Origin of the sequence: Allonocardiopsis opalescens (genome assembly GCF_003002095.1) — a bacterium.
Lineage (GTDB): Bacteria > Actinomycetota > Actinomycetes > Streptosporangiales > Streptosporangiaceae > Allonocardiopsis > Allonocardiopsis opalescens.
On the sequence record NZ_PVZC01000009.1, the window covers coordinates 27,911 to 49,585 of the forward strand.

19 protein-coding genes are annotated in these 21,675 nt (G+C 74.3%); 6 read left to right on the forward strand and 13 right to left on the reverse strand.

Annotated elements, in window-relative coordinates:
- Position 1: 1 nt before the first annotated feature.
- The 9 genes from CLV72_RS25850 to CLV72_RS25895 form a co-directional block, all read right to left on the reverse strand.
- Positions 2–1,066, reverse strand: a complete 1,065-nt coding sequence (locus CLV72_RS25850; protein ID WP_106251457.1) for an ABC transporter permease — start codon at positions 1,064–1,066, stop codon at positions 2–4.
- A gap of 64 nt (positions 1,067–1,130) precedes the next feature.
- The gene (locus CLV72_RS25855; protein ID WP_106251459.1) at positions 1,131–2,102 is read right to left on the reverse strand and encodes a sugar ABC transporter substrate-binding protein; all 972 of its coding nucleotides are present in this window, start codon (positions 2,100–2,102) and stop codon (positions 1,131–1,133) included.
- Between the two features lie 149 nt (positions 2,103–2,251).
- Positions 2,252–3,751, reverse strand: coding sequence for a CoA-acylating methylmalonate-semialdehyde dehydrogenase (locus CLV72_RS25860; RefSeq protein WP_106251462.1), 1,500 nt, complete (start codon positions 3,749–3,751; stop codon positions 2,252–2,254).
- Positions 3,748–5,775 carry a 3D-(3,5/4)-trihydroxycyclohexane-1,2-dione acylhydrolase (decyclizing) gene (iolD, locus tag CLV72_RS25865; RefSeq protein ID WP_106251465.1) on the reverse strand — a complete coding sequence of 676 codons (2,028 nt, stop codon included), beginning with the start codon at positions 5,773–5,775 and terminating at the stop codon, positions 3,748–3,750. Before iolD ends, CLV72_RS25860 begins: the two co-directional genes overlap by 4 nt.
- Positions 5,772–6,761, reverse strand: coding sequence for a 5-deoxy-glucuronate isomerase (gene iolB, locus CLV72_RS25870; RefSeq protein WP_106251467.1), 990 nt, complete (start codon positions 6,759–6,761; stop codon positions 5,772–5,774). Before iolB ends, iolD begins: the two co-directional genes overlap by 4 nt.
- A 204-nt stretch (positions 6,762–6,965) precedes the next feature.
- Positions 6,966–7,841, reverse strand: coding sequence for a Cgl0159 family (beta/alpha)8-fold protein (locus CLV72_RS25880; RefSeq protein WP_106252222.1), 876 nt, complete (start codon positions 7,839–7,841; stop codon positions 6,966–6,968).
- A complete protein-coding gene (iolC, locus tag CLV72_RS25885) occupies positions 7,834–8,796 on the reverse strand; it encodes a 5-dehydro-2-deoxygluconokinase (protein ID WP_106251471.1) in 963 nt (320 codons plus the stop codon). The genes CLV72_RS25880 and iolC overlap by 8 nt, the downstream gene beginning before the upstream one ends.
- The gene (locus tag CLV72_RS25890; RefSeq protein WP_245930455.1) at positions 8,793–9,668 is read right to left on the reverse strand and encodes a TIM barrel protein; all 876 of its coding nucleotides are present in this window, start codon (positions 9,666–9,668) and stop codon (positions 8,793–8,795) included. Before CLV72_RS25890 ends, iolC begins: the two co-directional genes overlap by 4 nt.
- 307 nt (positions 9,669–9,975) lie before the next feature.
- Complete coding sequence (locus CLV72_RS25895; protein WP_106251473.1) at positions 9,976–10,995, reverse strand: Gfo/Idh/MocA family protein; 1,020 nt, start codon at positions 10,993–10,995, stop codon at positions 9,976–9,978.
- A gap of 229 nt (positions 10,996–11,224) precedes the next feature.
- On the opposite strand from CLV72_RS25895, the gene CLV72_RS25900 reads away from it, so the two are divergent.
- The 6 genes from CLV72_RS25900 (at position 11,225) to CLV72_RS25925 (ending at position 15,774) form a co-directional block, all read left to right on the forward strand.
- Entirely contained in the window at positions 11,225–11,965 is a 741-nt protein-coding gene (locus CLV72_RS25900) for a GntR family transcriptional regulator (protein WP_106251476.1), read from the forward strand.
- A gap of 137 nt (positions 11,966–12,102) precedes the next feature.
- Entirely contained in the window at positions 12,103–13,098 is a 996-nt protein-coding gene (gene ku, locus CLV72_RS25905) for a non-homologous end joining protein Ku (protein WP_106251478.1), read from the forward strand.
- Positions 13,095–13,280 carry a hypothetical protein gene (locus CLV72_RS25910; RefSeq protein WP_106251481.1) on the forward strand — a complete coding sequence of 62 codons (186 nt, stop codon included), beginning with the start codon at positions 13,095–13,097 and terminating at the stop codon, positions 13,278–13,280. Before ku ends, CLV72_RS25910 begins: the two co-directional genes overlap by 4 nt.
- A 72-nt stretch (positions 13,281–13,352) precedes the next feature.
- Complete coding sequence (gene ligD / locus CLV72_RS25915) at positions 13,353–14,369, forward strand: non-homologous end-joining DNA ligase (protein ID WP_106251484.1); 1,017 nt, start codon at positions 13,353–13,355, stop codon at positions 14,367–14,369.
- A gap of 303 nt (positions 14,370–14,672) precedes the next feature.
- Entirely contained in the window at positions 14,673–15,197 is a 525-nt protein-coding gene (locus CLV72_RS25920; RefSeq protein WP_106251487.1) for a pyridoxamine 5'-phosphate oxidase family protein, read from the forward strand.
- Positions 15,198–15,372: 175 nt separating this feature from the next.
- Entirely contained in the window at positions 15,373–15,774 is a 402-nt protein-coding gene (locus tag CLV72_RS25925) for a VOC family protein (RefSeq protein ID WP_106251489.1), read from the forward strand.
- Positions 15,775–15,917: 143 nt separating this feature from the next.
- Here the strand turns inward: CLV72_RS25925 and CLV72_RS25930 are convergent, their stop codons facing one another.
- From CLV72_RS25930 to CLV72_RS25945, 4 genes are all read right to left on the reverse strand, one after another.
- Positions 15,918–16,577, reverse strand: coding sequence for an HhH-GDP family DNA glycosylase (locus CLV72_RS25930; protein WP_106251491.1), 660 nt, complete (start codon positions 16,575–16,577; stop codon positions 15,918–15,920).
- A 100-nt stretch (positions 16,578–16,677) separates the two neighbouring features.
- Positions 16,678–17,358 carry an SUKH-4 family immunity protein gene (locus tag CLV72_RS25935; protein ID WP_106251493.1) on the reverse strand — a complete coding sequence of 227 codons (681 nt, stop codon included), beginning with the start codon at positions 17,356–17,358 and terminating at the stop codon, positions 16,678–16,680.
- A 70-nt stretch (positions 17,359–17,428) separates the two neighbouring features.
- A complete protein-coding gene (locus tag CLV72_RS25940) occupies positions 17,429–19,483 on the reverse strand; it encodes an FUSC family protein (protein WP_106251495.1) in 2,055 nt (684 codons plus the stop codon).
- 112 nt (positions 19,484–19,595) lie between these two features.
- On the reverse strand, positions 19,596–21,560 hold the full coding sequence (locus tag CLV72_RS25945; protein ID WP_106251498.1) for a Xaa-Pro dipeptidyl-peptidase: 1,965 nt from the start codon (positions 21,558–21,560) through the stop codon (positions 19,596–19,598).
- Positions 21,561–21,675: the final 115 nt, after the last annotated feature.

Consider the following 21,675-nt stretch of genomic DNA (forward strand, 5'->3'; position numbering starts at 1 on the left):
ATCACTTCCTGCTTTGCTCGGCGTAGCGGCGGACCAGGCGGTTGGCGAGGACGGCGAGGAGCAGCATGGCGCCGAGGAAGAACATGAACCAGTTGGCATCCCACTGGAGGTAGACGATGCCCTGGGAGGTCATGCCGAAGATCAGCGCGCCCAGCGAGGCCCCGATCGCCGAGCCGTAGCCGCCGGTGAGCAGGCAGCCGCCGATCACCGCGGCCACGATGAAGATCAACTCCTGGCCGATGCCCGCGTTGGCCTGCACGGAGGTCAGCCGCAGCGCGCTCATCGTGCCGACCAGCCAGGCCGCCCCGGCCGTGGTCATGAACAGCGCGATCTTGGTGCGGGCGGCCGGGACGCCGACATTGCGCGCGGCCCGCGCGTCGCCGCCCACGGCGAAGATCCAGTTGCCGACGCGGGTGCGCAGCAGCACCCAGGTGGCCACGGCGGTCAGCACGAGCCACCACAGGATGGTGATCCGGAACTGCACACCGCCGATGTCGACCGTGCCGGCCAGCAGCGCGTTGGCGAGTTCGTAGCCGGGCACGTCGTCGATCCCGTCGACCAGCACGGTGTCGGTGACGGCGGTGGTGACGCCCAGGTTCAGTCCTTGCAGCATCAGGAACATGCCCAGCGTGATGATGAAGCTCGGCAGGCCGGTGCGCACCACGAGGAAGCCGTTGACGAAGCCCAGCGCGAGCGCGAGCACCAGCGCGCCGAGCATGGCCGCCCACAGGTTCCAGCCCAGCTCGGTGGAGAGCAGTCCGACGGTGAGCCCGACGGTGGCCGTCATCACCCCGGCCGACAGGTCGAACTCGCCGCCGATCATCAGCAGCGCCACGGCGATCGCCATGATGCCGAGGGTGGAGGCGGGGTAGAGCCAGTTCGCCGCGCCGGCCGGCGAGCGGAACACCTCCGAGGAGGCGGCGAAGAAGGCGAACACGACGACGACGCCGATGGCCGCGCCGAGTTCGGGGCGGATCAGCAGCCGGCGGAGCAGGCCGACGTCGGAGACGCGTTCGTCGGAGCGGCGCTCGGTCCGCTCGTCGGCCGGGGGTGCGGTGGTGGTCATGGGGGTGTCCTTTCCACCCGGGGGCGGGGGCGGGCGCCCGGCCCGCCCCCGCGCGCCGGTGGGCTCAGCGGGTGCCCTGCTCGGCGTACTGGGTGACCTGCTCGACATTGCTCGCGTCGACGAAGCCCGGACCGGTCAGCACCGGCTGGCCGCCGCCGACGGTGTTGCCGTTGGCGGCGTACAGGTACAGCATCGTGACGGGCAGGTACCCCTGGAGGTAGGGCTGCTGGTCGACGGCGAAGAGGATGTCGCCGGCCGTGATCCCCGCCAGCACGTCGCTGTCGACGTCGAAGGTCGCGATCCCCACGTCGTCGCGGGCGGCGGTGCCCAGCGCGTCGACGGCCGCGCCGGCGACGCCGTTGTTGAGGGTGAGGACGCCGTCGATGGAGTCGTCGGACTGGAGCTCGGCGGCGATGGTGGCGGCCGCCGCGCCGAGGTCGCTGACCTGCACCTGCACATTGCGCATCTCGCCGTCGAAGGTGGACGCCGCGCCCGCGCAGCGTTCCTCCAGGCCCACGTTGCCGGCCTCGTGCACCACGCACAGCACGTTGGTGAGGCCCTCCTCGGTCAGCCGCTCGCCGGTCGCCTCCCCGGCGACCGACTCGGTCTGCCCGACGTGCGCCATCGCGCCGAACTCGGCGGACACCTCGGCGCCGGAGTTGATGGTGATCACCGGGATGCCCGCTTCGACGGCCTGCTCGACGGAGCCGCGCAGCGCGTCGGGGTTGGCCATCGAGACGATCAGGCCGTCGACGTCCTGGCTGATCGCGGTCTCGATGAACTGGGCCTGCTCGGCGGGTTCGCCCGAGCCCTGGTAGGTGGTGGTGATGCCGTGGTCCGAGGCCGCCTGGTCCAGGCCGGCGCGCACCACGTCCCAGAACAGGTCGCCGGGGTTGGCGTGGGTGACCATGGCGATGGTGAGTTCTCCGACCGGGCCGACCGAGGCGTCGGCGCCGTCCGCCTCCCCGCCCGAGCAGGCGGTGGCCAGCAGCGGCAGCGCGAGGAGCGCCCCGGCGATCTTCTTCGTACGTGTCATCCGGTCCTCCGGGTGTGGGTCCGGCGCGCGGCCGGACTCTACGGTGCGGACGGCTGCGTCCGCGGCGCCCCCCGAGTGATCTTGCCGTACCCCCGCCCCCGGCGTCGCCCCTCGTACGGGCCGGGTGCGGGGGCACGGCTCCCCGGCCGCTACTGAGCGGTCGGGAAGTCGTAGCGGGCCGCTTCGCGCCGTGACACGTGCGGCCAGCGCGAGGTCACCACTTTGGCGCGGGTGTAGAAGGCGACGCCCTCGGGGCCATGGACGTGGGTGTCCCCGAACAGGGAGTCCTTCCAGCCGCCGAAGGAGTAGTAGGCCATCGGCACCGGGATGGGCACGTTCACGCCGATCATGCCGACGGTGACCTCGCGCTGGAAGCGGCGGGCCGCCTCGCCGCCGCTGGTGAAGATGGCGGTGCCGTTGCCGTAGGGGTTGGCGTTGATGAGCGCGATCGCCTCGTCGACGTCGGCGACCCGCACCACGGCCAGCACCGGGCCGAACACCTCCTGCCGGTAGGCGTCCATCTCCGCGGTGACGCGGTCGAGCAGGGTGGGGCCGATGAAGAAGCCGTCGTCGTGCCCGGGCACCTTGAGGTCGCGCCCGTCCACCACGACGGCGGCGCCCTGCCGGCCGGCACCGTCGACGGCGGCGCCGATCCGGGCGCGCGCGTCGGCGGTGATGACCGGCCCCATGTCGGAGCCCTCGGCGCGGCCGGGCCCGACGGTGACGGCGGCCGCCTTGGCGCGCAGGATCTCCACCAGCGGGTCGGCGGCCTCGCCGACGGCCACGGCGACCGAGACCGCCATGCAGCGCTGCCCGGCCGAGCCGAAGGCGGCCGCGGTGAGGTGGTCGGCGGCGAACTCGAGATCGGCGTCGGGCAGCACGACCGCGTGGTTCTTGGCGCCGCCGAGCGCCTGCACCCGCTTGCCCGCCTCACTGGCGCGGCGGTGCACCTGCCGGGCGACGGGGGTGGAGCCGACGAAGGAGACGGCGGCGACGCCCGGGTGGTCGAGCAGGGCGTCGACAGCCTCACGGCCGCCGTGCACGACGTTGAAGACGCCGTCGGGGAGCCCGGCCTCCTTCCACAGCTCGGCCATGCGCACCGAGGCGCCGGGCACCCGCTCGCTCGGCTTGAGCACGAAGGTGTTGCCGCAGGCGATGGCGACCGGGAACATCCACATCGGCACCATGGCCGGGAAGTTGAACGGGGTGATCCCGGCGACGACGCCCAGCGGCTCGCGGAAGGAGTAGGTGTCGACGCCGGTGGAGACCTGGCCGGAGTACTCGCCCTTGAGCAGCTGGCCGATGCCGCAGGCGAACTCGACCACCTCAAGGCCGCGCTGCACCTCGCCGCGGGCGTCGGACAGCACCTTGCCGTGCTGGTCGCAGATGATCTCGGCGAGTTCGTCGGCGTGCGCGGCGACCAGCTCGCGGAAGGCGAACATGATCCGGGTGCGGGCGCTCAGCGAACTCTGCGACCAGCCGGGGAAGGCGGCGGTGGCGGCGGCGACGGCGGCGTCCACATCGGCCGCCCCGGCCAGCGGCACCCGCGCGCTGCGGGCGCCGGTGGCCGGGTTCCACACGGGTCCGTACTCGGTGGTGCTGCCGCTGGTGGGGGCGCCGCCGATCCAGTGCGGGACGGTGGTGGTCATCTGGTCCTGCCTTCGTTCTCGGGTGCGGGCTCCGCGCTGGGGGCGAGGTGCGGGCGCTGGGTCTGCTTGGCCTTGTCGTAGTCGGCGCGGGCGTCGCGGGTGGCGGCGAGCGCGGAGGTCTCGGCCACCGGCACGTCCCACCAGGCGTCGGCGGCGGGCGCGGGCACGGAGGGGTCGGTCTCGACGTGGATCAGCGCCGGGCCGTCGACGGCGCGGGCCTCGGCCAGGGCGGTGCGCAGCTCGGCGGCGCTGTGCGCGCGCAGCACGGTGGCGCCGAGGCTGGCGGCGTTGGCGGCGAGGTCGACGGGCAGCACGCCGCCGTCCAGCCGGCCGGTGGGGGTGCGGTAGCGGTACTGGGTGGCGAAGCCGAGCGCGCCGACCGACTGCGACAGCCCGCCGATGGAGGCGTAGCCGTGGTTCTGCACCAGCACCACGGTGATCTTGATGTTCTCCTGCACAGCGGTGACGAGCTCCTGCGCCATCATCAGGTAGGAGCCGTCGCCGACCAGGACGTAGACCTCGCGCTCGGGGTCGGCCATCTTCACGCCGACGCCGCCGGCGATCTCGTAGCCCATGCAGGAGTAGCCGTACTCCACGTGGTAGCCGCCCGGCGACTCGGTGCGCCACAGCTTGTGCAGGTCGCCGGGCATGGATCCGGCGGCGCACACCACCACGCCGCGCGGTCCCGCGGCGTCGTTGACGGCGCCGATGACCTCCGACTGGGCGGGCCTGGGGGTGTGGCCGAGGTGGTAGGCGCGCTCCACGACGGCGTCCCACTCCCCGGCGAGCCGCCCGGTCAGCTCGCGGTAGGCGGGCTCGACGGACCAGTCGGCCAGCCGGGGCGCCAGCGCGTCGAGGGCGGCGCGGGCGTCGGCGGTCAGCGCGACGCCCGAGAGCTTGGCGGCGTCGAAGGACGCGATGTTGATGTTGACGAAGCGCACGCCGGGATAGGCGAAGAGGCTGCGCGAGGCGGTGGTGAAGTCGCTCCAGCGGGTGCCGATGCCGATGACCACGTCGGCCTCGCGGGCCAGCCGGTTGGCGGCGGTGGTGCCGGTGTGGCCGATCGCCCCGACGGACTGGGGGTGCCGGTAGTGCAGCGAGCCCTTGCCCGCCTGTGTCTCGGCGACCGGGATGCCGGTGGCGGCGGCGAAGGCGGCCAGCGCCTCGGTCGCCTCGGCGTAGATGGTGCCGCCGCCGGAGACGATCAGCGGGCGGCGGGCGGAGCGGATCAGCGCCACGGCCCGCTCCAATGCGGCGGGCTCGGGCACCGGGCGGCCGATGTGCCACACCCGCCGGTCGAACAGCTCCACCGGGAAGGCGTGCGCCTCCGCCTGAACGTCCTGCGGCAGGGCGAGGGTGACGGCGCCGGTCTCGGCGGGGTCGGTGAGCACCCGGGTGGCGGCGAGCAGCGCGGACGGCAGCTGCTCGGGGCGGTTGATCCGGTCGAAGTAGCGCGAGACCGGGCGGAAGGAGTCGTTGACGGAGACGTCCATCGAGTAGGGCGCCTCCAGCTCCTGCAGCACCGGGTTGGCCGGGCGGGTGGCGAAGGTGTCGCCGGGCAGCAGCAGGACCGGCAGCCGGTTGATGGTGGCCAGGGCGGCGCCGGTGACCATGTTGGTAGCGCCCGGGCCGATGGAGCTGGTGCAGGCGAAGGTGGACAGCCGGTTGCTGGCGCGGGCGTAGCCGGCGGCGGTGTGCACCATGGCCTGCTCGTTGCGGGACTGGTAGTAGCGGATGCCGAGCGGGACTTCCGGCACCGGCACCTGGGTGCCGGTGATCTTGGCGGTGAGCCCGCTGGTGTCGCCCGCGGGGGCGCCGTCCTCGTAGGTGGGGACGGGGCCGGCCAGCGCGTCGGACTCGGCGAGCGCCTGGCCGAGGCCGGCGACGTTGCCGTGGCCGAAGATGCCGAAGCAGCCCGCGAAGAGGCGGCGCTGCCGCTCGTCGCGCTCGGTCCACTGCGCCGCCAGGTAGCGCACGACGGCCTGGCCGACGGTGAGGGTGATGGTGCCGCGCTGCTCGCTCATCGCGCACTCCCTGCCGCCGCCTCGCCGTCCGCCGCGGACCGGACGGGTGGCGGCTGTTCTCCTGGTTCGGTGGGCTCGGCGCCGGGCACCGGCCGCTCCGCGGTTCCGGTCAGCGGCAGCCGGGGGTCCATCGGCTGGTCGGCCCAGGTGCCGCGCACCCAGGCGTGGGCCGGGTCGTCGCAGATCCGCCAGGCCCGCTCCTGCTGGGGGCCGGCCATGACGTTGAGGTAGTAGAGGTCGTAACCGGGCGGCGCCATCGAGGGGCCGTGCCAGCCGTGCGGGATGAGCACCACGTCGCCGTCGCGGACCTCGGCGAGCAGGTCGCCCGGGCGGTCGGGGGTGCCGTAGACCCGCTGGTAGGCGATGCCGGGGCCCTCGGGTCCCTCGCCGACCTCGAAGTAGTAGATCTCCTCCAGCACCGACTCGCCGGGGCGGTCGGTGTCGTGCTTGTGCGGCGGGTAGGACGACCAGTTGCCGGCCGGGGTCAGCACCTCGCAGGCGATGAGCCGGTCGCAGTCGAAGGACTCCGGGGTGGCGAAGTTGTTCACCTGGCGGCTGGCCGTGCCCGCGCCGCGCAGCTCGACCGGGACGTCCTCGGCCGGACCGTAGCGGACCGGCAGCCGCCGCTCGCAGCGCGCCGACGGGAAGGCGAAGCGCCCGCCGGTGGCGGAGGAGACGGTGACCTCGGCGTCGCGCGGCACGTAGCCGAAGTCGGTGACCCGGCTGAAGACGCTGCGCCGACCGGCCAGGCGCAGCTCGTTGACGCCCTTGCTCGGGCCGGTCTCGACGCTGACGTCGACATCGCAGCTGCCGGCGAGCGGCAGCACGATCATCTCGTTGCCCCGGGTGGCGAAGGTGACGGACCCGCCCGGTGCCAGCTGCACCACCCAGAGGCCGGACCACTCCCAGCCCGCCGTCGCCGGGTCGATGGCGACGGTGTAGGGACCGGAGGCGGTGGTGCCCGCCGGCCGGTACAGCTCACTCATGCGCAGACTCCTTCGCCTCGGTGCCCCGGTGCGCCCGCCACCGGACGGGCCGTCGTGCCGGGCGGGGCCGTCCCCGACCCCGCGGATCTTCCCCACGCTGCCGTCCTACCCTCCGCCTTCGCGGCTCTCCCCCGTCCGCGCCGCGCCGGGCCGCGCCCGTGAAAGCGGGGCGGCGGTGTGCTCGGCGGCGGGGTCACGGCCTGCTCACAGGACGGCCGCGGCGGCGTCGACGGCGGCGGCCACGTCGTCGTCGGGCGGGTAGAGCAGGGACCGGCCCACCACCAGGCCGCGCACGGCCGGGGACTTCAGCGCCTCGCGCCAGCGGCGCAGCAGCGCCTCGGGGTCGGGGCCGACCTCGCCGCCCAGCAGCAGCACCGGCAGGGTGGTGGCGGCCAGCACCCGCTCCATGTCGTCGACGGCGGGCAGCTTGAGCCAGGTGCGGGCGGAGGTGCGGCCGAGGCCGGAGGCGATGGCCACCGAGCGGATCGCCGACTCGGTGTCCAGCCGGTTGCGCACTCTGCCGTCGACCCGCTCGGACATGAACGGCTCGACCATGGCGGGCAACCCGCGTGCGGCGAGCTCGTCCACCGCCCGCGCCGCCGCCTCCAAGGCACCGGCGGTGGCGGGGTCGGCGGGGTCGATGCGCAGCAGCAGCTTGCCGCCGTCCAGCCCGGCCCGCGCGATGCCCTCGGCGTCGTAGCCGGTGTAGCGGTCGTCGATCTCGAAGGCGGATCCGGCCAGGCCGCCCCGGTTCATCGAGCCGAGCACCACCTTGCCGTCGAGGGCGCCGAGCAGCAGGAGGTCCTCGATGATGTCGGCGGTGCCGAGCACCCCGTCGACCCCCGGGCGGCCCAGCGCCACCAGCAGCCGGTCGAGCAGTTCACGGCGGTCGGCCATGGCGAGGGGCCGCGGGCCGGCGGCGAGCGCTCCCCTGGCGGGGTGGTCGGCGGCGACGATCAGGATCCGGCCGCGCTCGCCGAGCAGCTGGGGGCGCCGCACCCGGGCGGCCCACGCCGCGGCGATCGCCTCCGGGGCGCGGGCACGGGTCTCGGCCAGTGCCGCGTACCGCTCGTCATCCATGCCCGGCACTCTCCTGTTCCCGCTCGACTTCCTCGCTGGTGGGCATGGCCGGGGCGCAGGCCAGCCGGGACGCCACGATCGCGCCCGCCACATTGGCGAAGCGCAGGGTGCGCTCCAGCCCCCAGCCCGAGAGCAGGCCGTGGCAGAGCGCGCCACCGAAGGCGTCGCCGGCGCCGAGTCCGTTGAGGACCTTCACCGGGTGCACCGGCACGTCGACGGACACGCCGTCGGCGGTCGAGCCGTGCACGCCCTCGCCGCCGCGCTTGACGATCGCGGTGCCCACGCCGCGCGCGTGCAGCGCGGCCGCCGCGGCGGCGGGCTCGCGCTCCCCGACGGCCACCTCGCACTCCTCGGTGTTGCCGACGGCGAGGGTGATGTGCGGCAGGGCCTGCGCGACCCAGTCGGGCGCGTCCTCGGGGCGGTCCCACAGCATGGGCCGGTAGTCGAGGTCGAGCACGGTGATGCCGGCGCGGCCGCGCGCCCGCAGCGCGGCGAGGGTGGCCGCGCGCGAGGGCTCGGTGGACAGGCCGGTGACCGTGACCCAGAACACGGCGGCGTCGCGGATCGCGTCGAGGTCGAGCTCTTCGGGGTGGATCACCAGGTCGGGCGCGAGCGGCCGCCGGTAGAAGTACAGCGGGAAGCGGTCCGGCGGGAAGATCTCGCAGAAGGTGATGGGGGTGGGCAGCCCGGCGACGGGGGTGACGTAGCGGTCGTCGACCCCGTAGCCGCGCAGCTCCCGGTGGATGTAGGTGCCGAAGGGGTCGTCGCCGGTGCGGCTGATCACGGCCGAGCGGCGGCCGTGCCGGGCGGCGGCGACCGCGACGTTGGTGGCGCTGCCGCCGAGGTACTTGCCGAAGCTCTCCACGTCGGCGAGGCCGACGCCCACCTGGTCGGGGTAGAGGTCGACCCCGATCCTGCCCATGGTGAGCACCTCGAAGGGCCCGTCCCCGCTCATGCCAGCACCGCCTTGAGGTGGGCGAGGCTGCGCTCGACGTCGGTGACGGGGCCGCGCCCGGCCGGCTCGGCGGTGAGCACGGTGTCCTGCTCCAGTACGTACCAGCCGGTGTAGCCGGCGGCGGCCAGCAGCCGCAGGATCTCGGCGATGTCGATGTCGCCGTCGCCGAGCGGGCGGTAGATACCCTGGCGGACGGCATCGGTGTAGCCGGTCTCGCCGCGCCGCACCCGTTCGGCGAGCGCGGCGTCGACGTCCTTGAGGTGGACGTGGCCGATGCGGTCGGCGGCCCGGCGGGTGAGCTCGACCGGGTCGGTGCCGCCGATGAGCAGGTGGCCGGTGTCCAGGCAGAGGCCGATGCGGGAGTCGGCCAGGACGCGGTCGACCTCGGCGCGGCGCTCGACCATCGTGCCGACGTGGGGGTGCAGCACGGCGGTGACGCCATCGGCGGCGGCGCGCTCAGCGATCCGGTCGAGGTTGCCCAGCAGCGCGGCCCAGCCCTCGCCGTCGAGTTCGGGCCGCTCGTCGTAGCCGTCCAGGCCGGTGGCGGCGGCCAGCACCAGCACTCCGGCGCCGGAGGCGGTGAAGGCGGCCAGTTCGGTCTCGATGGCGGGGAGCGGGTCGGCGGCGGGGTCGTGCAGTACGGCGGGCACGAAGCCGCCGACGGCGGCCAGGCCGTGGCCGGCGAGCGCCGCCGCGCGCTCGGCCGGGCCGGCGGGCAGGAAGCCCTCGGGCCCGAACTCGGTGGCGGCCAGTCCGGCCGCGCGCATCTCGGTGAGCACCCGTTCGGGGTCGAGCTGGTGTCCCCAGCCGGGGACCTCGCACACGCCCCAGGAGATGGGGGCGCCGGCGATGAGTGGTGTGCTGGCCGTCACGACCTCGCCTTTCCGGGCTCGCGGTGCCCGCGTCCGCAGGAGTGGACGCGGGTCCCGGTCAGATGGACGCCGCCACAGTGCCACAGGCCGCGACCTGCGGCCACGCGCTCGTCCACAGGGCGGGGCCGCGCGACCGACTTATCCACAACCCGCCGGTAACCCCTCCCCGCGGCACATGGCGCCGCGGGATACTGGATGTGGGGTCGCCCCCCTGGGAGGGCGGGGGATGTCCGCGGGGCCTTGTTGAGGTGCGGACCGGTGCGGGTGGCGGTGCGCGGAGCGGCGGCCGGGTCCGGTGGGTGGGGGTTCACGGGATGTCGGCCAGGCGGACGGGGCGGCCCTGGACGCGGGAGAGGCTGGCTGCCTCGGCGATGCGGGCGGCCTGGAGGGCGTCGTGCACCGTGGCCAGGTCCGCGCCGTCGCCCTTGCCGGCGACGAGTTCGGCGAAGGCGGTGAGTTCGGCGACGTAGGCGCCCCGGAAGCGCTCCATGAAGCTCTGGTAGACCGGCCCCTCGGGCGCGGGCACCCCGGGCTGGACCGAGCGCAGGGGCAGGCGGCCGTCCAGACCGACCGCGATGCTGTCGTCGGAGCCGAGCAGTTCGAGCCGCACGTCGTGGCCGCCGCCGTTGTAGCGGGTGGCCGAGGCGGTGGCCAGGGTGTCGTCGTCCAGGCGCAGCACGGTGATGGCGGTGTCGACGTCGCCGGCGGCCGCGAAGTAGTCGGCGCCCCGGTTGGCGCCGATCGCGTGCACCTCGACGGCCTCTCGGCCAGTGGTCCACCGGATGATGTCGAAGTCGTGGATGCTGCAGTCGCGCAGCAGCCCGCCGGACCCGGGCACGTACCCGGCCGGCGGCGGGCTGGCGTCGAGCGTGGTGGCGCGCACGGTGTGCAGCCAGCCGAGCCCGCCGCCGGCCACCGCGGCCCGCGCGGCCCGGTACCCGGTGTCGAAGCGCCGCTGGAAGCCGATGACCACCGGGGTGGTCGCGGTCTCCAGCCGCCGCACCACGGACCTGGTCTGCTCGATGTCGACGGCCACCGGCTTCTCGCACAGCACCGGGACGCCGTCGGCGGCGCTGCGCACGATCAGCGGGGCGTGCGCGTCGGTGGCGGTCGCGATGACCAGGCCGTCGATCCCGGCGCCGAACAGGTCGTCGGGCCCCTCCACCGCCTCGACCTGCGCGCCCTCCGCCCGCAGTTCGGCGGCGGCGCTCGCGGCGCGGTCCGGGTCGATATCGGCAAGGACCAGCGACTCGACGGGCGCCAGCCCGCTCAGCGTCGCGGCGTGCAGCCGGCCGATCCGGCCCACTCCGGCCAGTCCGATGCGCATGTGGTGTGCCTCCCAACCCGTGGCCGCTTCCCGACCGAGACTTGTGCACCCGCCCGGCCAGTGTCAATAGTTTGTCTTAACATTCTGACATCTGCAGGAAACCTGCCGCCGGCTAGAATGGCCGCCGACGGTGCGGAGCGGACGGCAACCTCCCGCCCGCGCCCCGCTTCGAGGAGCCCCCGTTGGACACACCCTGCAGTCCGGCCCGCCGCACAACCCCGGGCCGACGATGACCGGGCTCTCCGTCGAGATCGACCGCTCCAGCCCGGTCCCGCTGTACTTCCAGGTCGCCCAGCACATCGAGCGCGAGATCGAGGAGGGCAGGCTGGCGCCCGGCGCGCGGCTGGACAACGAGATCCAGCTCGCCGACCAGCTGGGCCTGTCCCGCCCCACCATGCGCCGCGCCATTCAGGAGTTGGTGAACAAGGGCCTGCTGGTGCGCAAGCGGGGCGTCGGCACCCAGGTCGTACACGGCCAGATCAAGCGCCCCGTCAAGCTGACCAGCCTCTTCGACGACCTCACCCGCGCCAACCAGCGGCCCCGTACCGAGGTGCTGGCGCACGACGCCGTCGCCGCGCCCGACTCCATCTCGGTCGAGCTGAACCTGCGCCCCGGCGACACGGTGGTGCGGCTGAAGCGGCTGCGCTGGGCCGCCGACGAACCGCTCGCCATCATGCACAACTGGCTGCCGGCCGAGCTGTGCCCCTTCTCCGCCCAGCGCCTCAGCGAACTCGGCCTGTACCCGCTGCTGCGCTCCTCCGGGGTGAACATGCGGGTCGCCAAGCAGCGCATCGGCGCGCGGGCCGCCACCGCGGAGGAGGCCCGCCTGCTCGGGGTCAAGCGCGGCGCCGCCGTGCTGACGATGACCCGCACCGCCTTCGACGACTCCGGCGACGCGGTGGAGTTCGGCGACCACATCTACCGCTCCGACAGCTACTCCTTCGAAGTCACCCTGGTCGACCAGCCCTAGGCCCGCTCGCCACGCCCGAGCGCCGCGCGCGCCGCCGGTGCGGCCCGCGCGGCCGCGCCCGCGCGTCCCGTCGGCGTGACCGCGCGCATGATCGGGTAGGGGGCGCCCAGGTCAGAGACGGTACGGGGGAGGCGCACATGCCACGGCCGATGTGGACCGGGACCCTTGAGTTCGGCTTGGTGAACGTGCCCGTCGAACTGTATTCGGCGACGATCGACCTGCGTCCCCGCTTCCACCAGTTCCAGCGCGGCACCACCGACCGGATCCGCTACCGGCGCGTCAACGAGCGCACCGGCAAGGAGGTCTCCTTCGACGACATCGTCAAGGGGGTGGAGGTCGAGAAGGGCAGCTACGTGTTCCTGGAGTCGGAGGAGCTGGACGAGATCGCCCCCGGCCGCTCGCAGTCGCTGCAGATCTCCGACTTCGTGGACGCCGCCGACATCGACCCGATCTACTACCAGAAGACGTACTACCTCGGCCCGGGCGACAAGGGCGCCCGCCGCGCCTACACCCTGCTGCGCGAGGCGATGACGCGCGCGGGCAAGATCGGGATCGCCCGGCTGGTGATGCGCAACAAGGAGTACCTGGCCGCGGTCCGCCCCGAGCGCGGCATCCTCACCCTGGAGACCCTGTTCTTCCACGACGAGATCCGCGACCCCGAGGAGCAGATGGGCGCGGTGCCCGAGCGGTCCGACGCCAAGAAGCGCGAGATCGACACCGCCGTCCAGCTGATCGAGGCGATGACGGTCGCCTGGAAGCCAGACGACTACACCGACAGCTACCGCGCCGCCGTCGACAAGCTGGTCGTGTCCAAGCGGCGCGGCCGCAAGATGAAGGCCCAGCCGGCGCCCGCCGCCGCCACGAACGTGGTCGACCTGGTGGACGCGCTGGAGGCGAGCGTGAAGAACCGGGGCCGCGGCCGCCGGGCCGCGGGCGGCGGCCGCTCCGGCGGGCAGGGCGCGGCGGCGCGCGGCGGCGGGAAGCAGGGGCCCGACCTGTCGGCGCTGCCCAAGAAGCGGCTGCTGGACATGGCCCGCGAGCTGGGCGTCACCGGCCGCACCACGATGACGCGCACCGAACTCGAGGAAGCGGTGACGCGGGCGTCGGCGTCCGGCCGCAAGGCCGCCTCGTGACGGCGCCCGCCGGGCCCGGCTGCCTGCCGTGCGCGCGGGGCTGGGAGCACTGCCACGGCACCCTGGTCGAGCACGCCGACGGGACCGCGGAGTGCACCACAGGGCCGGACTGCCCGCCCGACGCGGAGCTGCACGGGTCGGCGGGGCCGTGCGCGGGGCTGCTGCCCGGCTGCGGCTGCTGAGGGGCGCCGCGCCCCGGGGGGCGGCGCGGCGAGCGGATGGACGCGCCGCAGGGCGCATCGGGGGGTCGATTCATGGACGGCACGCGCACCGGCGCGGGGGGCGAGCGGCGCGGCGCCCAGGTCAGGCCGCTGCCCCGGCTGCGGCCGATGCTGGCGGTCCCCGGCGGGCTCCCGTCCGAGGACCGGGACTTCGAGTACGGCTACGAGTTCAAGTGGGACGGTGTGCGCGCGCTCGTCTACCTGGACGGGCGCACCACCCGGCTGTGGTCGCGCAGCGACCGCGACATCACCGCGGTCTATCCCGAGCTGACGCGGCTGCACCGGTCGACCGGGCGGCGGCGCCTGGTGCTGGACGGCGAGGTCGTCGCCTTCGACGGCGAGGGCCGTCCGGACTTCGGCACCCTCCAGCGGCGGATGCACGTCCAGCGGCCGGGCCAGGCCCTGCTGGCCGAGGTCCCCGTCTACCTGCTGCTGTTCGACCTGCTGCACATGGACGGCCGCGACACCATGCGGCTGGGCTACGCCGACCGGCGGGCCGTGCTGGAGGGGATCGGTCCGCGCGACGAGCGCTGCCAGGTGCCGTCCTCCTTCCACGGCGGCGGCAGCGGTGTGCTGGCCGCCAGTCTGGAGCGCGGCCTGGAGGGGGTGGTGGCCAAGCGGCTGGACGCCCCCTACCGGCCCGGCCGCCGCTCGCCAAACTGGATCAAGGTGAAGAACTTCCGTACCCAGGAGGTGGTGGTGGGAGGGTGGCGGCCCGGCGCGGGCCGGCGGCGGGACACCATCGGCTCGCTCCTGCTCGGGCTGCCCGGGGAGGGCGGGCTGCGCTACGTAGGCCATGTGGGGACCGGCTTCAGCGACGAGGCGCTGGAATCGCTGACCGCCCGGCTCGCGCGCCTGGAGCAGGCCGATAGCCCGTTCGAGCGGCCGCTCCCCCGCGCGCACGCGCGCGACGCCCGCTGGGTGCGCCCGGAGCTGGTGGGCGAGGTGCGGTACGGCGAGTGGACCCAGGACGGCATGCTGCGCCACCCGTCGTGGCGGGGCCTGCGCCCCGACGTGGACCCCGGCGCGGTGCGCCCGGAGCCGGAATGACCCCGGCGCGGCCGCTCCGGCGGGGCAGCGATGAGTTCCGCACTTTGACCGGGTCGGTACCGGGTGAGCCCGGCACCCGCGCCATCCCAGGCGCGGCTCCGCCGAGCGCGGCGCGGGAGTCGTGAGTAGATGCCCCGCCCGCCCAGGGGGCCACCCTCCCATCAAGCATCTCGCGATTTCGGGAGGCTTGGGGAGGGCTACCCGCCGGTTGTGGATGAACCGGTCGCCGCGGCGGGGCTTGTGGACGGCCGGGTGGACGGAAGGGGCACGGATGTGCCTTCCAGGGAGCGCGAGGAGATGACGATGATCGACGACACGGACGCGACCAGGTCGGAGCCGGTGGCCGAACTGGACGCCCGGTACAGTGCCGAGGGGGCGGCGGCCACGCCGTGGAGCGCGGCGCGTGCCCGGCTGGCGGCGGCCGAGGTGTTCTGGATCTCCACGGTGCGGCCCGACGGGCGCCCGCACGTGACCCCGCTGCTGGCCGTCTGGCTGGACGGGGCGCTGTTCTTCTGCACCGGCGAGCGCGAGCGCAAGGCCCTCAACCTGGCCGCGAATCCGCACACCGTGCTGACCACCGGGGACTCCGCGCTGCGCGAGGGACTGGACGTGGTGGTGGAGGGCGAGGCGGTGCGGGTGTCCGACGAGGCGCTGCTGCACCGGCTGGCCGACGCCTACGAGGCGAAGTACGGGGCGGACTGGCGCTTCGAGGTACGCGGCGGCGTCTTCCACGGCGGGGGCGGCCCGGCCCCGGTGTTCCGGGTGGCACCGGTGACCGCCTTCGGCTTCGGCAAGGGCGCCTACAGCCAGACCCGGTGGCGGTTCTGAAGCGGCCGCGGCCCATCGGGACCGCGCCGCCCGATCTCCAAGCTTGCCGCGCCGAAGCAAGTCCAGAAACTCTTTACCCGTTGAGCCTTTGACAAGGAAGCTTGCCGACAACAAGCTACCTTGAATCGCCCTGGACCACCGGTGCGGCGCCGAGCCACCCGAAAGGAGAGACGAGATGCCGACCTCGATCTTCGTGAACCTGCCGGTCCGCGATCTGAAGGTGTCGAAGGCGTTCTTCACCAGGCTGGGCTACTCCTTCGACCCGCAGTTCACCACCGCGGACGCGGCCTGCCTGGTGATCAGCGACACGATCTACGCGATGCTGCACCGGCCCGAGTCCTTCGCCCGGTTCACCCAGAAGGACGTCGCCGACGCGCGCAACGCCATCGAGGTGATCCTCGCGCTGAGCGCGGACAGCCGGGAGGCGGTCGACGAACTGGCCGACCGCGCGCTCGCCTCCGGCGGCAGCCATGCCAACGACCCCATGGACTACGGCAACATGTACGGCCGCAGCTTCCACGACCCCGACGGGCACATGTGGGAGGTCGTCTACCTGGAGCCCGACGACGTCGAGTAGGTCCCGCCGCGGGCAGGGCGCGAACGCCCGAACAGCGGTGTGGGGAACCGCGCGACCATCGCGGTTCCCCACACGTGCTCCACCGGCCGGGCCCTGTCCCGGCCGCGGAGGCCGGCTGGGCACCGGCAGCGGCGCCCAGCGGTTCAGTGCCGTCCGGCGACCCGGTCGGCGAGTGCTCCGTCGCGCGCCACCCGGACCAGGCCCGCGGCGAGCGGCGCCATGTCCTCGCCGGCCACGGCGCCCGCCAGCCGGTCCGCGCTGTGCGGTAGCCCGACCTCGCCGGCGCCCTTGAGGGCCAGATCGTCCAGGTACGGCCGCAGCCACGGCCACACGGCCTGCGCCTCGCGGCAGAAGATGTCCACACCGGTGGGGCCGATCCCGGGGAAGCGGCGCAGCGCCCGGCGGAGTCCCGCGGTGTCGCGGCCGGCCTCGTCCGCCATCTTCCGCAGGTCGCCGGAGTAGCGGTCCAGCGCGATGTCCGCGCACTCCCCCAAGCGGCTTGAGGTGCTCTCGTCATAGCGCCGGTAGTGGCCGCGCCCCAGCGCGTCCACCCGCTGCTGCCAGCTCAAGCCCGCCATTCCGCGGGCGGTGGTGCCGCCCGCCTTGAACAGCTCCCGGGCGGCGGCCACCGCGACCTCCGAGCCGATCCGCGCGCTCAGCAGGTTGGCCAGTACCAGCAGCTGCCACAGGGGGGCGGGCTGGTCGCGCAGCCGGATCCCGGCCTGCTCGGCGTAGGTGCGGCCCGCCTCGTCCAGCAGGACGCGGACGCGCTCGCGGGTGGCGGCGGTGCCCTTGGCGGCCATGGTCGGTGTCACCTCGCTGTCTCGGTTCGAGTGGCCGACTACCCACGGATCCGCGCTTCCCCACGCCCGGGAGGCGGCCGGATCCCGGCCGCGCCAGCCGTCACAGCAGGTCGGAGACCGGGTAGAGCTCGGCGAAGCGCGAGGCCGGATCGATCCAGCGGACCAGGTCGGCGAAGTCATCCTCGGCCTCGGCCAGTTCGTCGCAGCCGTCGAGCAGCCCGCCGTCCACGGTGCGGTGGATCCAGTGCCAGCGCCAGCCGATCTCGGTGAAGGCGACGGCCGAGGAGGCCAGCGGATACCACCCGCCCGCCCCGTCCGGGGTGAGGACCGCTCCCCCGCCCTTGACGAAGCCGATCACCCGGCCGCTCCGGCCCGGGCCCGGGAGGTCGAGCAGGTAGCGGCCGCCGTCGTCGCGCACCCGCGGCGCTCCGGGCGCCGCCCCGGCCCGGTGGCCGAACAGCGACGCGGGCAGCCCGAAGCGGGTCAGGGCGGCGCGGTCGTGGCCGGGCAGCTCCCAGCCCTCGGCGCCGGGCGGCCGCACCGGCTCGCCCGCCGCGGCCAGCTCGCCCAGCGGCGCGGTGACCGCCCACAGGTGGCGGGCCGCGCCGTCGTGCATCGGCAGTCCGCGCAGGTTCAGCACGGTGCGGTCGTACGCGGTGACCGGCCACTCCTCGATCTCGGCGCGGCGGGCGCGGCCGGCCGCCACCAGCAGGCCGGGATCAGGGAGGGACAGGCACCACAGGTACGGAGCCGGCTCGGCCTCCCACTCCTCGTCGTCCATCGCCCCCGCTCCCGGTCCGCCGCCGTGCGGACGCTACCGCCGGGGTGCGACAGCGCGGACGGGCCCGCCGTCACGGGTCCTCGCCGGGTCGCGCGCCGTGGGCGGCCGGGTACCCCTCGTCGCCCCGGAACACCCCGCGCACCGCGGTGACGGCGGCCGTCACCGGCTCAAGCGGGCCGCCGTCGGGCAGCGGCAGGTCGGCCAGCTGGGTGCCGCCGCGCAGCGCGGCCGACAGGTCGGCGAGCGCGCGGGTGAGCTGGTGCACCTCGGTGGGGTCGGGCTCGGCGCCGCCCTCGTCGCGGATGTGGATGGTGGTGGCGGCCACGGTGTCCAGCACCCGTTCCAGTGCCACCAGCGCCGGCCACCACGCCGTGATGCGCCGCCGCAGCGCCGGGGGCTCCGACAGCGCCCGCTGGAAGACGTTGCGCAGGTCCGACAGCGCCCGGTAGGCGTTGCGGCGCGACTCCCAGGTGTGCGCGCCGCTGAGCGCCTGGTCGGTGTAGCGGGCGGCGGCGGTGACGCTGTCGGCGAACTGGCGGCCGACGTCGGCGTGCCAGCTCGACGGCCAGAAGGCGTAGCCGACGACGAAGACGATGACGCAGCCGATGGCGGTGTCCAGGATCCGGGAGGCGACCAGTTCCCAGCCGCCGCCGGCCAGCAGGTCGACCAGTAGCAGCACCAGTGGCGCGTTCACCGTGCTGAACAGGCCGTAGTTGAGGCGCAGGCCCATCGGCATCAGCCAGGCGAACAGCGCCATCGGCAGCAGCATCCACGGCCCGTAGGGCACCACGGCCAGCACCGCGCCGCCGATCGCGGCGCCCAGCACCGTCCCGATGCCGCGCTGCATCGCGCGGGCGAACACCGAGCCGAGGTCGGGCTTCATCACCAGCGCGACGGTGAGGATCACCCAGTAGGAGTGGTCGACGATGCCCAGTTCGTTGACGGTGGCGGCGACCGCGACGCACGCGGTCAGCCGGATCGCGTACAGCCGGAACAGGTGGCCGCGCAGCGCCTCGGCGAGCACGTGCGGCCAGCGGGCCCGGCCGCGCCTGCGGCCGCCGGCATGGCCCCGCAGCTGGTCGCCCGCGTACTCCGGCAGCCGCCGCTGCCGCTCGGTGGGGGTGCCGCCGCCCATCAGGTCGGCCACATCGCGCAGCGCGGTGTGCAGGGCGCGGCTGGCCGGGGAGACGAACAGCGGCTCGGGCGGGGCGGGCGGCGGCTCGCCGTGCCGGATGGCGCCGGGCAGCGAGGACATGAAGGCGACGGTCACCGCCCGAGGGGCGCGCCCCTCGTGCGCGAGGGCCAGCACCGCCTCGGTGATCGGGTTGGCCTGGTTCAGTACGGCGACCAGCCGGTTGCGGGCGGAGTCGGTGCCCTCCGACACGGCCCGCGCCGACATCAGGTCGTCATAGGCCTGGTTGAGTGCGGTCGTCAGCTCCTTGCGGCGCGACGCGAACTCGTCGGTGTGCACGGCGGCGAAGAGGTCGGTGAGCGCCTGGTAGGCGGCCGCCACGCTCTCGCGTTCGGGCCGGCTGGGCCGCAGCGGCCAGCCGGCCAGGGTGAGCAGCACCGCCCAGGCGCCGCCGGCCAGGAACAGCGCGGGCCCGAGCCAGAACGGGCCGGGCAGTGGCACGCCGACGCCCAGGCTGGCGAAGAGCAGCAGCTGGATGCCGGCCACCGAGCCGACCGAGGAGGCGGCGCTGGCCGCGGCCGACAGCAGGGCGAGCCCGCAGAACACCACCACGGTGATCCAGCCGTTGCCTTGCGCCAGCGAGCCGACCAGCACCCCGAAGGCGCCCGCCGGGCAGGTGAGCGCCAGCCGGGCCAGCCGGTGCCGGTAGGGGCCGCCGCGGTCGGCCATGGTCGCGCCCATCGCGCCCATCGCCACCAGCAGGAACAGCGGCAGCGCGTCCAGGGCCATGCCGAACGCGATTGGGGCGGGCACCGCGATGGCGGCCCTGGCCATGTGCGACCAGGGCGGGCGGTCGCGCGGTACCCGCACGGTCTCCACCAGCCAGCGCGGAGCGGCGAAGCGCTGCAGGCGGTCGACGGCGCCGGTGGGGGCGGCGCCGCCCGCGGTGGCTCCGGGCTCCGGCGCGCCGGCCGGGTGGGGTGGATCGGTCATCGGTGCCCATCTTCCCTCGCGCGGGGCGCGCACGCCCACCAGGGCGCGCGGACGGGTCCGCCCCCGCCCGCACGGAGGCGGGCGGGGGCGGACCTCGGTGTGCCGGGGCCGGTCAGCGGAACTCCGGCCGCCGCCAGTCCTCGCCCGTGCCGTAGGCGCGGGCCGACCGCTCGGTGTCCACGACCGCCGGCTGCGCGACCGCCGGCACCGCTCCGGCGGAGATCGGCAGGTCGAGCCGGCTGCCCGCCAGGTCGACGCGGACCGTGGCGCCGGTCGGGTCGGGCTCGGTGTACTCCAGGTCGGACTGGGTGATCGCCAGGCCGAGCACGTGACCGGCCGGGATGACGGTGTCGTAGGTGTTGAACGGGACGGTGATCGTGTACCAGCGGCCCGGCTGCAGCGGCTCGGGGAGTTCGAGCGAGGCGTGGTGCGCCGCGTTCATCCAGCCCCGGGTCAGCGGGTACACATCGGTGGTGATCTCGTTGATCGCGGTGTCGATGTAGCAGGAGTCGTCGGTGGCCGAGGACTCGCCCCAGCAGGACTCCGTCTCCAGGTCCCTGATGCCCTCGCCGTCGGACGCGTAGTCGATCCTGGTGCGCTCGCCGTAGGCGGTCAGCCGCGCGGTGAGCGTGGTGGTCGGGCGGTCCACCTGGACCCGCAGGGTCACGCTGGGCGTGCCCGACAGGCGCAGGTCGCGGCGGAGCGGGCCGCTGAGGAAGCTGAGCCGGCCGTCCAGCGGCCGGGACGGGTCGGCCACGACCTGGCCCTCGGTCAGCTCGGGCACGTCGGTGAACTCCCGCTCGGCCGCGCCGCCGCGCCGCGGGGTGATCACGCCGGTGGTGCCGTCGCCGTCGCCGAGGTGCAGCGCCTGGGTGCGGACGTTCGCGGCCGGCCAGGTGTCCTCGGTGGTCCAGCTGCCGTCGGGCCGCTCGATATCGGCCATCGGCTCGTCCAGGATGCCGTTGTCCAGGTCGTACAGCTCATGGTCGAACCAGCGGTGCAGGGTGTCGACCCACTCGGCGCGCCGGAAGTCGAAGGGGTCGATGTGGCCGGTCTGGGTGAGCCAGATCTTGCGGGTCACCCCGGCGTCGGCGAGCGCGTCCCACCAGGCGCCGAACTGGGTGGTGGTGACGTTCAGGTCGTTGACGCCGTGCACCACGAACACGCTCGCGGTGACCCGGTCGGCGTCGGGCCGGAAGTCCCGCTCGGCCCAGTACGCGTTGTAGCTGCCGGTCGCGTCGTCGGCCGCCTCGGCCTCGGCGGCGAAGATCTCGTCGCACACGCCTTCGGGGCGGCCGTTGACCACCTCGGCCAGGAAGGTCGGGTAGCCGCTGCTGCGCAGCACACCGTTGTAGCGCTGGTAGTCGTACCAGCTGGAGATGGCGCCCAGCGGCACGATCGTCTCCAGGCCCTCCACGCCGGTGGCGGCGACGCCGTTGGCGACGCTGCCGTCCCAGGACTTGCCGATCATGCCGACGCGGCCGTTGGTCCAGTCGGCGACGACCTGCTGTCCGTCGGCGTCGTAGGCGGTGGCGCGGCCGTTCAGCCAGTCGATGACGGCGCGGGCGCTGGTCACCTCGGCGCTGCCGCCGACGTCCATGCAGCCGGTGGAGCGGTTGGTGCCGGCCAGGTCGGCGGCGACGTAGGCGTAGCCGCGCGGCACGAAGTAGTTGTCGTAGTGCATCGGGAAGGCGGTGATGAGGCCGTTCTCGTCGTACTGCTTCAGCTCGCCCTCGTTGCCGCGGCCGCAGCAGTCGAAGTAGGGCGAGCCCATCATGACGGCGGGCACGTCCTGCCCGGCCTCGGCGGCCTCGCGTGGGCGGATGACGTCGACGGCGATGCGGTCGGGCTCGCCGTCCTCGTCGCTGTCCAGGCCCTCGGCCTCCACCCAGACGCTCTCGCGGATCGCGTCGGCGTAGTCGTAGACGGGGACGGTCTGCGTGCCGTCGACGTTCGGCGGGGTGACCGGCTGCGCGGCCGCGGTGGCGGGGGCGAGCAGGGCGGCGAGGACGGCGGCGGCGAGCACGGCGGCGGTCAGAGGGTGCGACCGGCTCCGCGCACGCGGATGCTGTGGCATGTACCAGCTCCGGGGGTCGAACCGCCGGCTCCGCGCTCGGCACGCAATCCGGCGGGTGCCAACGTATCCCGGCTAACCGTATGCATCTACGAAGCTTTTGTCACTGGGCGCACCG

Excerpts from the sequence above, each read along its gene's own strand:
- CLV72_RS25850 (WP_106251457.1), bottom strand. The coding sequence starts at position 1,066 with ATGACCACCACCGCACCCCCGGCCGACGAGCGGACCGAGCGCCGCTCC.
- CLV72_RS25855 (WP_106251459.1), bottom strand. The coding sequence starts at position 2,102 with ATGACACGTACGAAGAAGATCGCCGGGGCGCTCCTCGCGCTGCCGCTG.
- CLV72_RS25860 (WP_106251462.1), bottom strand. The coding sequence starts at position 3,751 with ATGACCACCACCGTCCCGCACTGGATCGGCGGCGCCCCCACCAGCGGC.
- iolD (WP_106251465.1), bottom strand. The coding sequence starts at position 5,775 with ATGAGCGAGCAGCGCGGCACCATCACCCTCACCGTCGGCCAGGCCGTC.
- iolB (WP_106251467.1), bottom strand. The coding sequence starts at position 6,761 with ATGAGTGAGCTGTACCGGCCGGCGGGCACCACCGCCTCCGGTCCCTAC.
- CLV72_RS25880 (WP_106252222.1), bottom strand. The coding sequence starts at position 7,841 with ATGGATGACGAGCGGTACGCGGCACTGGCCGAGACCCGTGCCCGCGCC.
- iolC (WP_106251471.1), bottom strand. The coding sequence starts at position 8,796 with ATGAGCGGGGACGGGCCCTTCGAGGTGCTCACCATGGGCAGGATCGGG.
- CLV72_RS25895 (WP_106251473.1), bottom strand. The coding sequence starts at position 10,995 with ATGCGCATCGGACTGGCCGGAGTGGGCCGGATCGGCCGGCTGCACGCC.
- CLV72_RS25900 (WP_106251476.1), top strand. The coding sequence starts at position 11,225 with ATGACCGGGCTCTCCGTCGAGATCGACCGCTCCAGCCCGGTCCCGCTG.
- ku (WP_106251478.1), top strand. The coding sequence starts at position 12,103 with ATGCCACGGCCGATGTGGACCGGGACCCTTGAGTTCGGCTTGGTGAAC.
- ligD (WP_106251484.1), top strand. The coding sequence starts at position 13,353 with ATGGACGGCACGCGCACCGGCGCGGGGGGCGAGCGGCGCGGCGCCCAG.
- CLV72_RS25920 (WP_106251487.1), top strand. The coding sequence starts at position 14,673 with ATGATCGACGACACGGACGCGACCAGGTCGGAGCCGGTGGCCGAACTG.
- CLV72_RS25925 (WP_106251489.1), top strand. The coding sequence starts at position 15,373 with ATGCCGACCTCGATCTTCGTGAACCTGCCGGTCCGCGATCTGAAGGTG.
- CLV72_RS25930 (WP_106251491.1), bottom strand. The coding sequence starts at position 16,577 with ATGGCCGCCAAGGGCACCGCCGCCACCCGCGAGCGCGTCCGCGTCCTG.
- CLV72_RS25935 (WP_106251493.1), bottom strand. The coding sequence starts at position 17,358 with ATGGACGACGAGGAGTGGGAGGCCGAGCCGGCTCCGTACCTGTGGTGC.
- CLV72_RS25940 (WP_106251495.1), bottom strand. The coding sequence starts at position 19,483 with ATGACCGATCCACCCCACCCGGCCGGCGCGCCGGAGCCCGGAGCCACC.
- CLV72_RS25945 (WP_106251498.1), bottom strand. The coding sequence starts at position 21,560 with ATGCCACAGCATCCGCGTGCGCGGAGCCGGTCGCACCCTCTGACCGCC.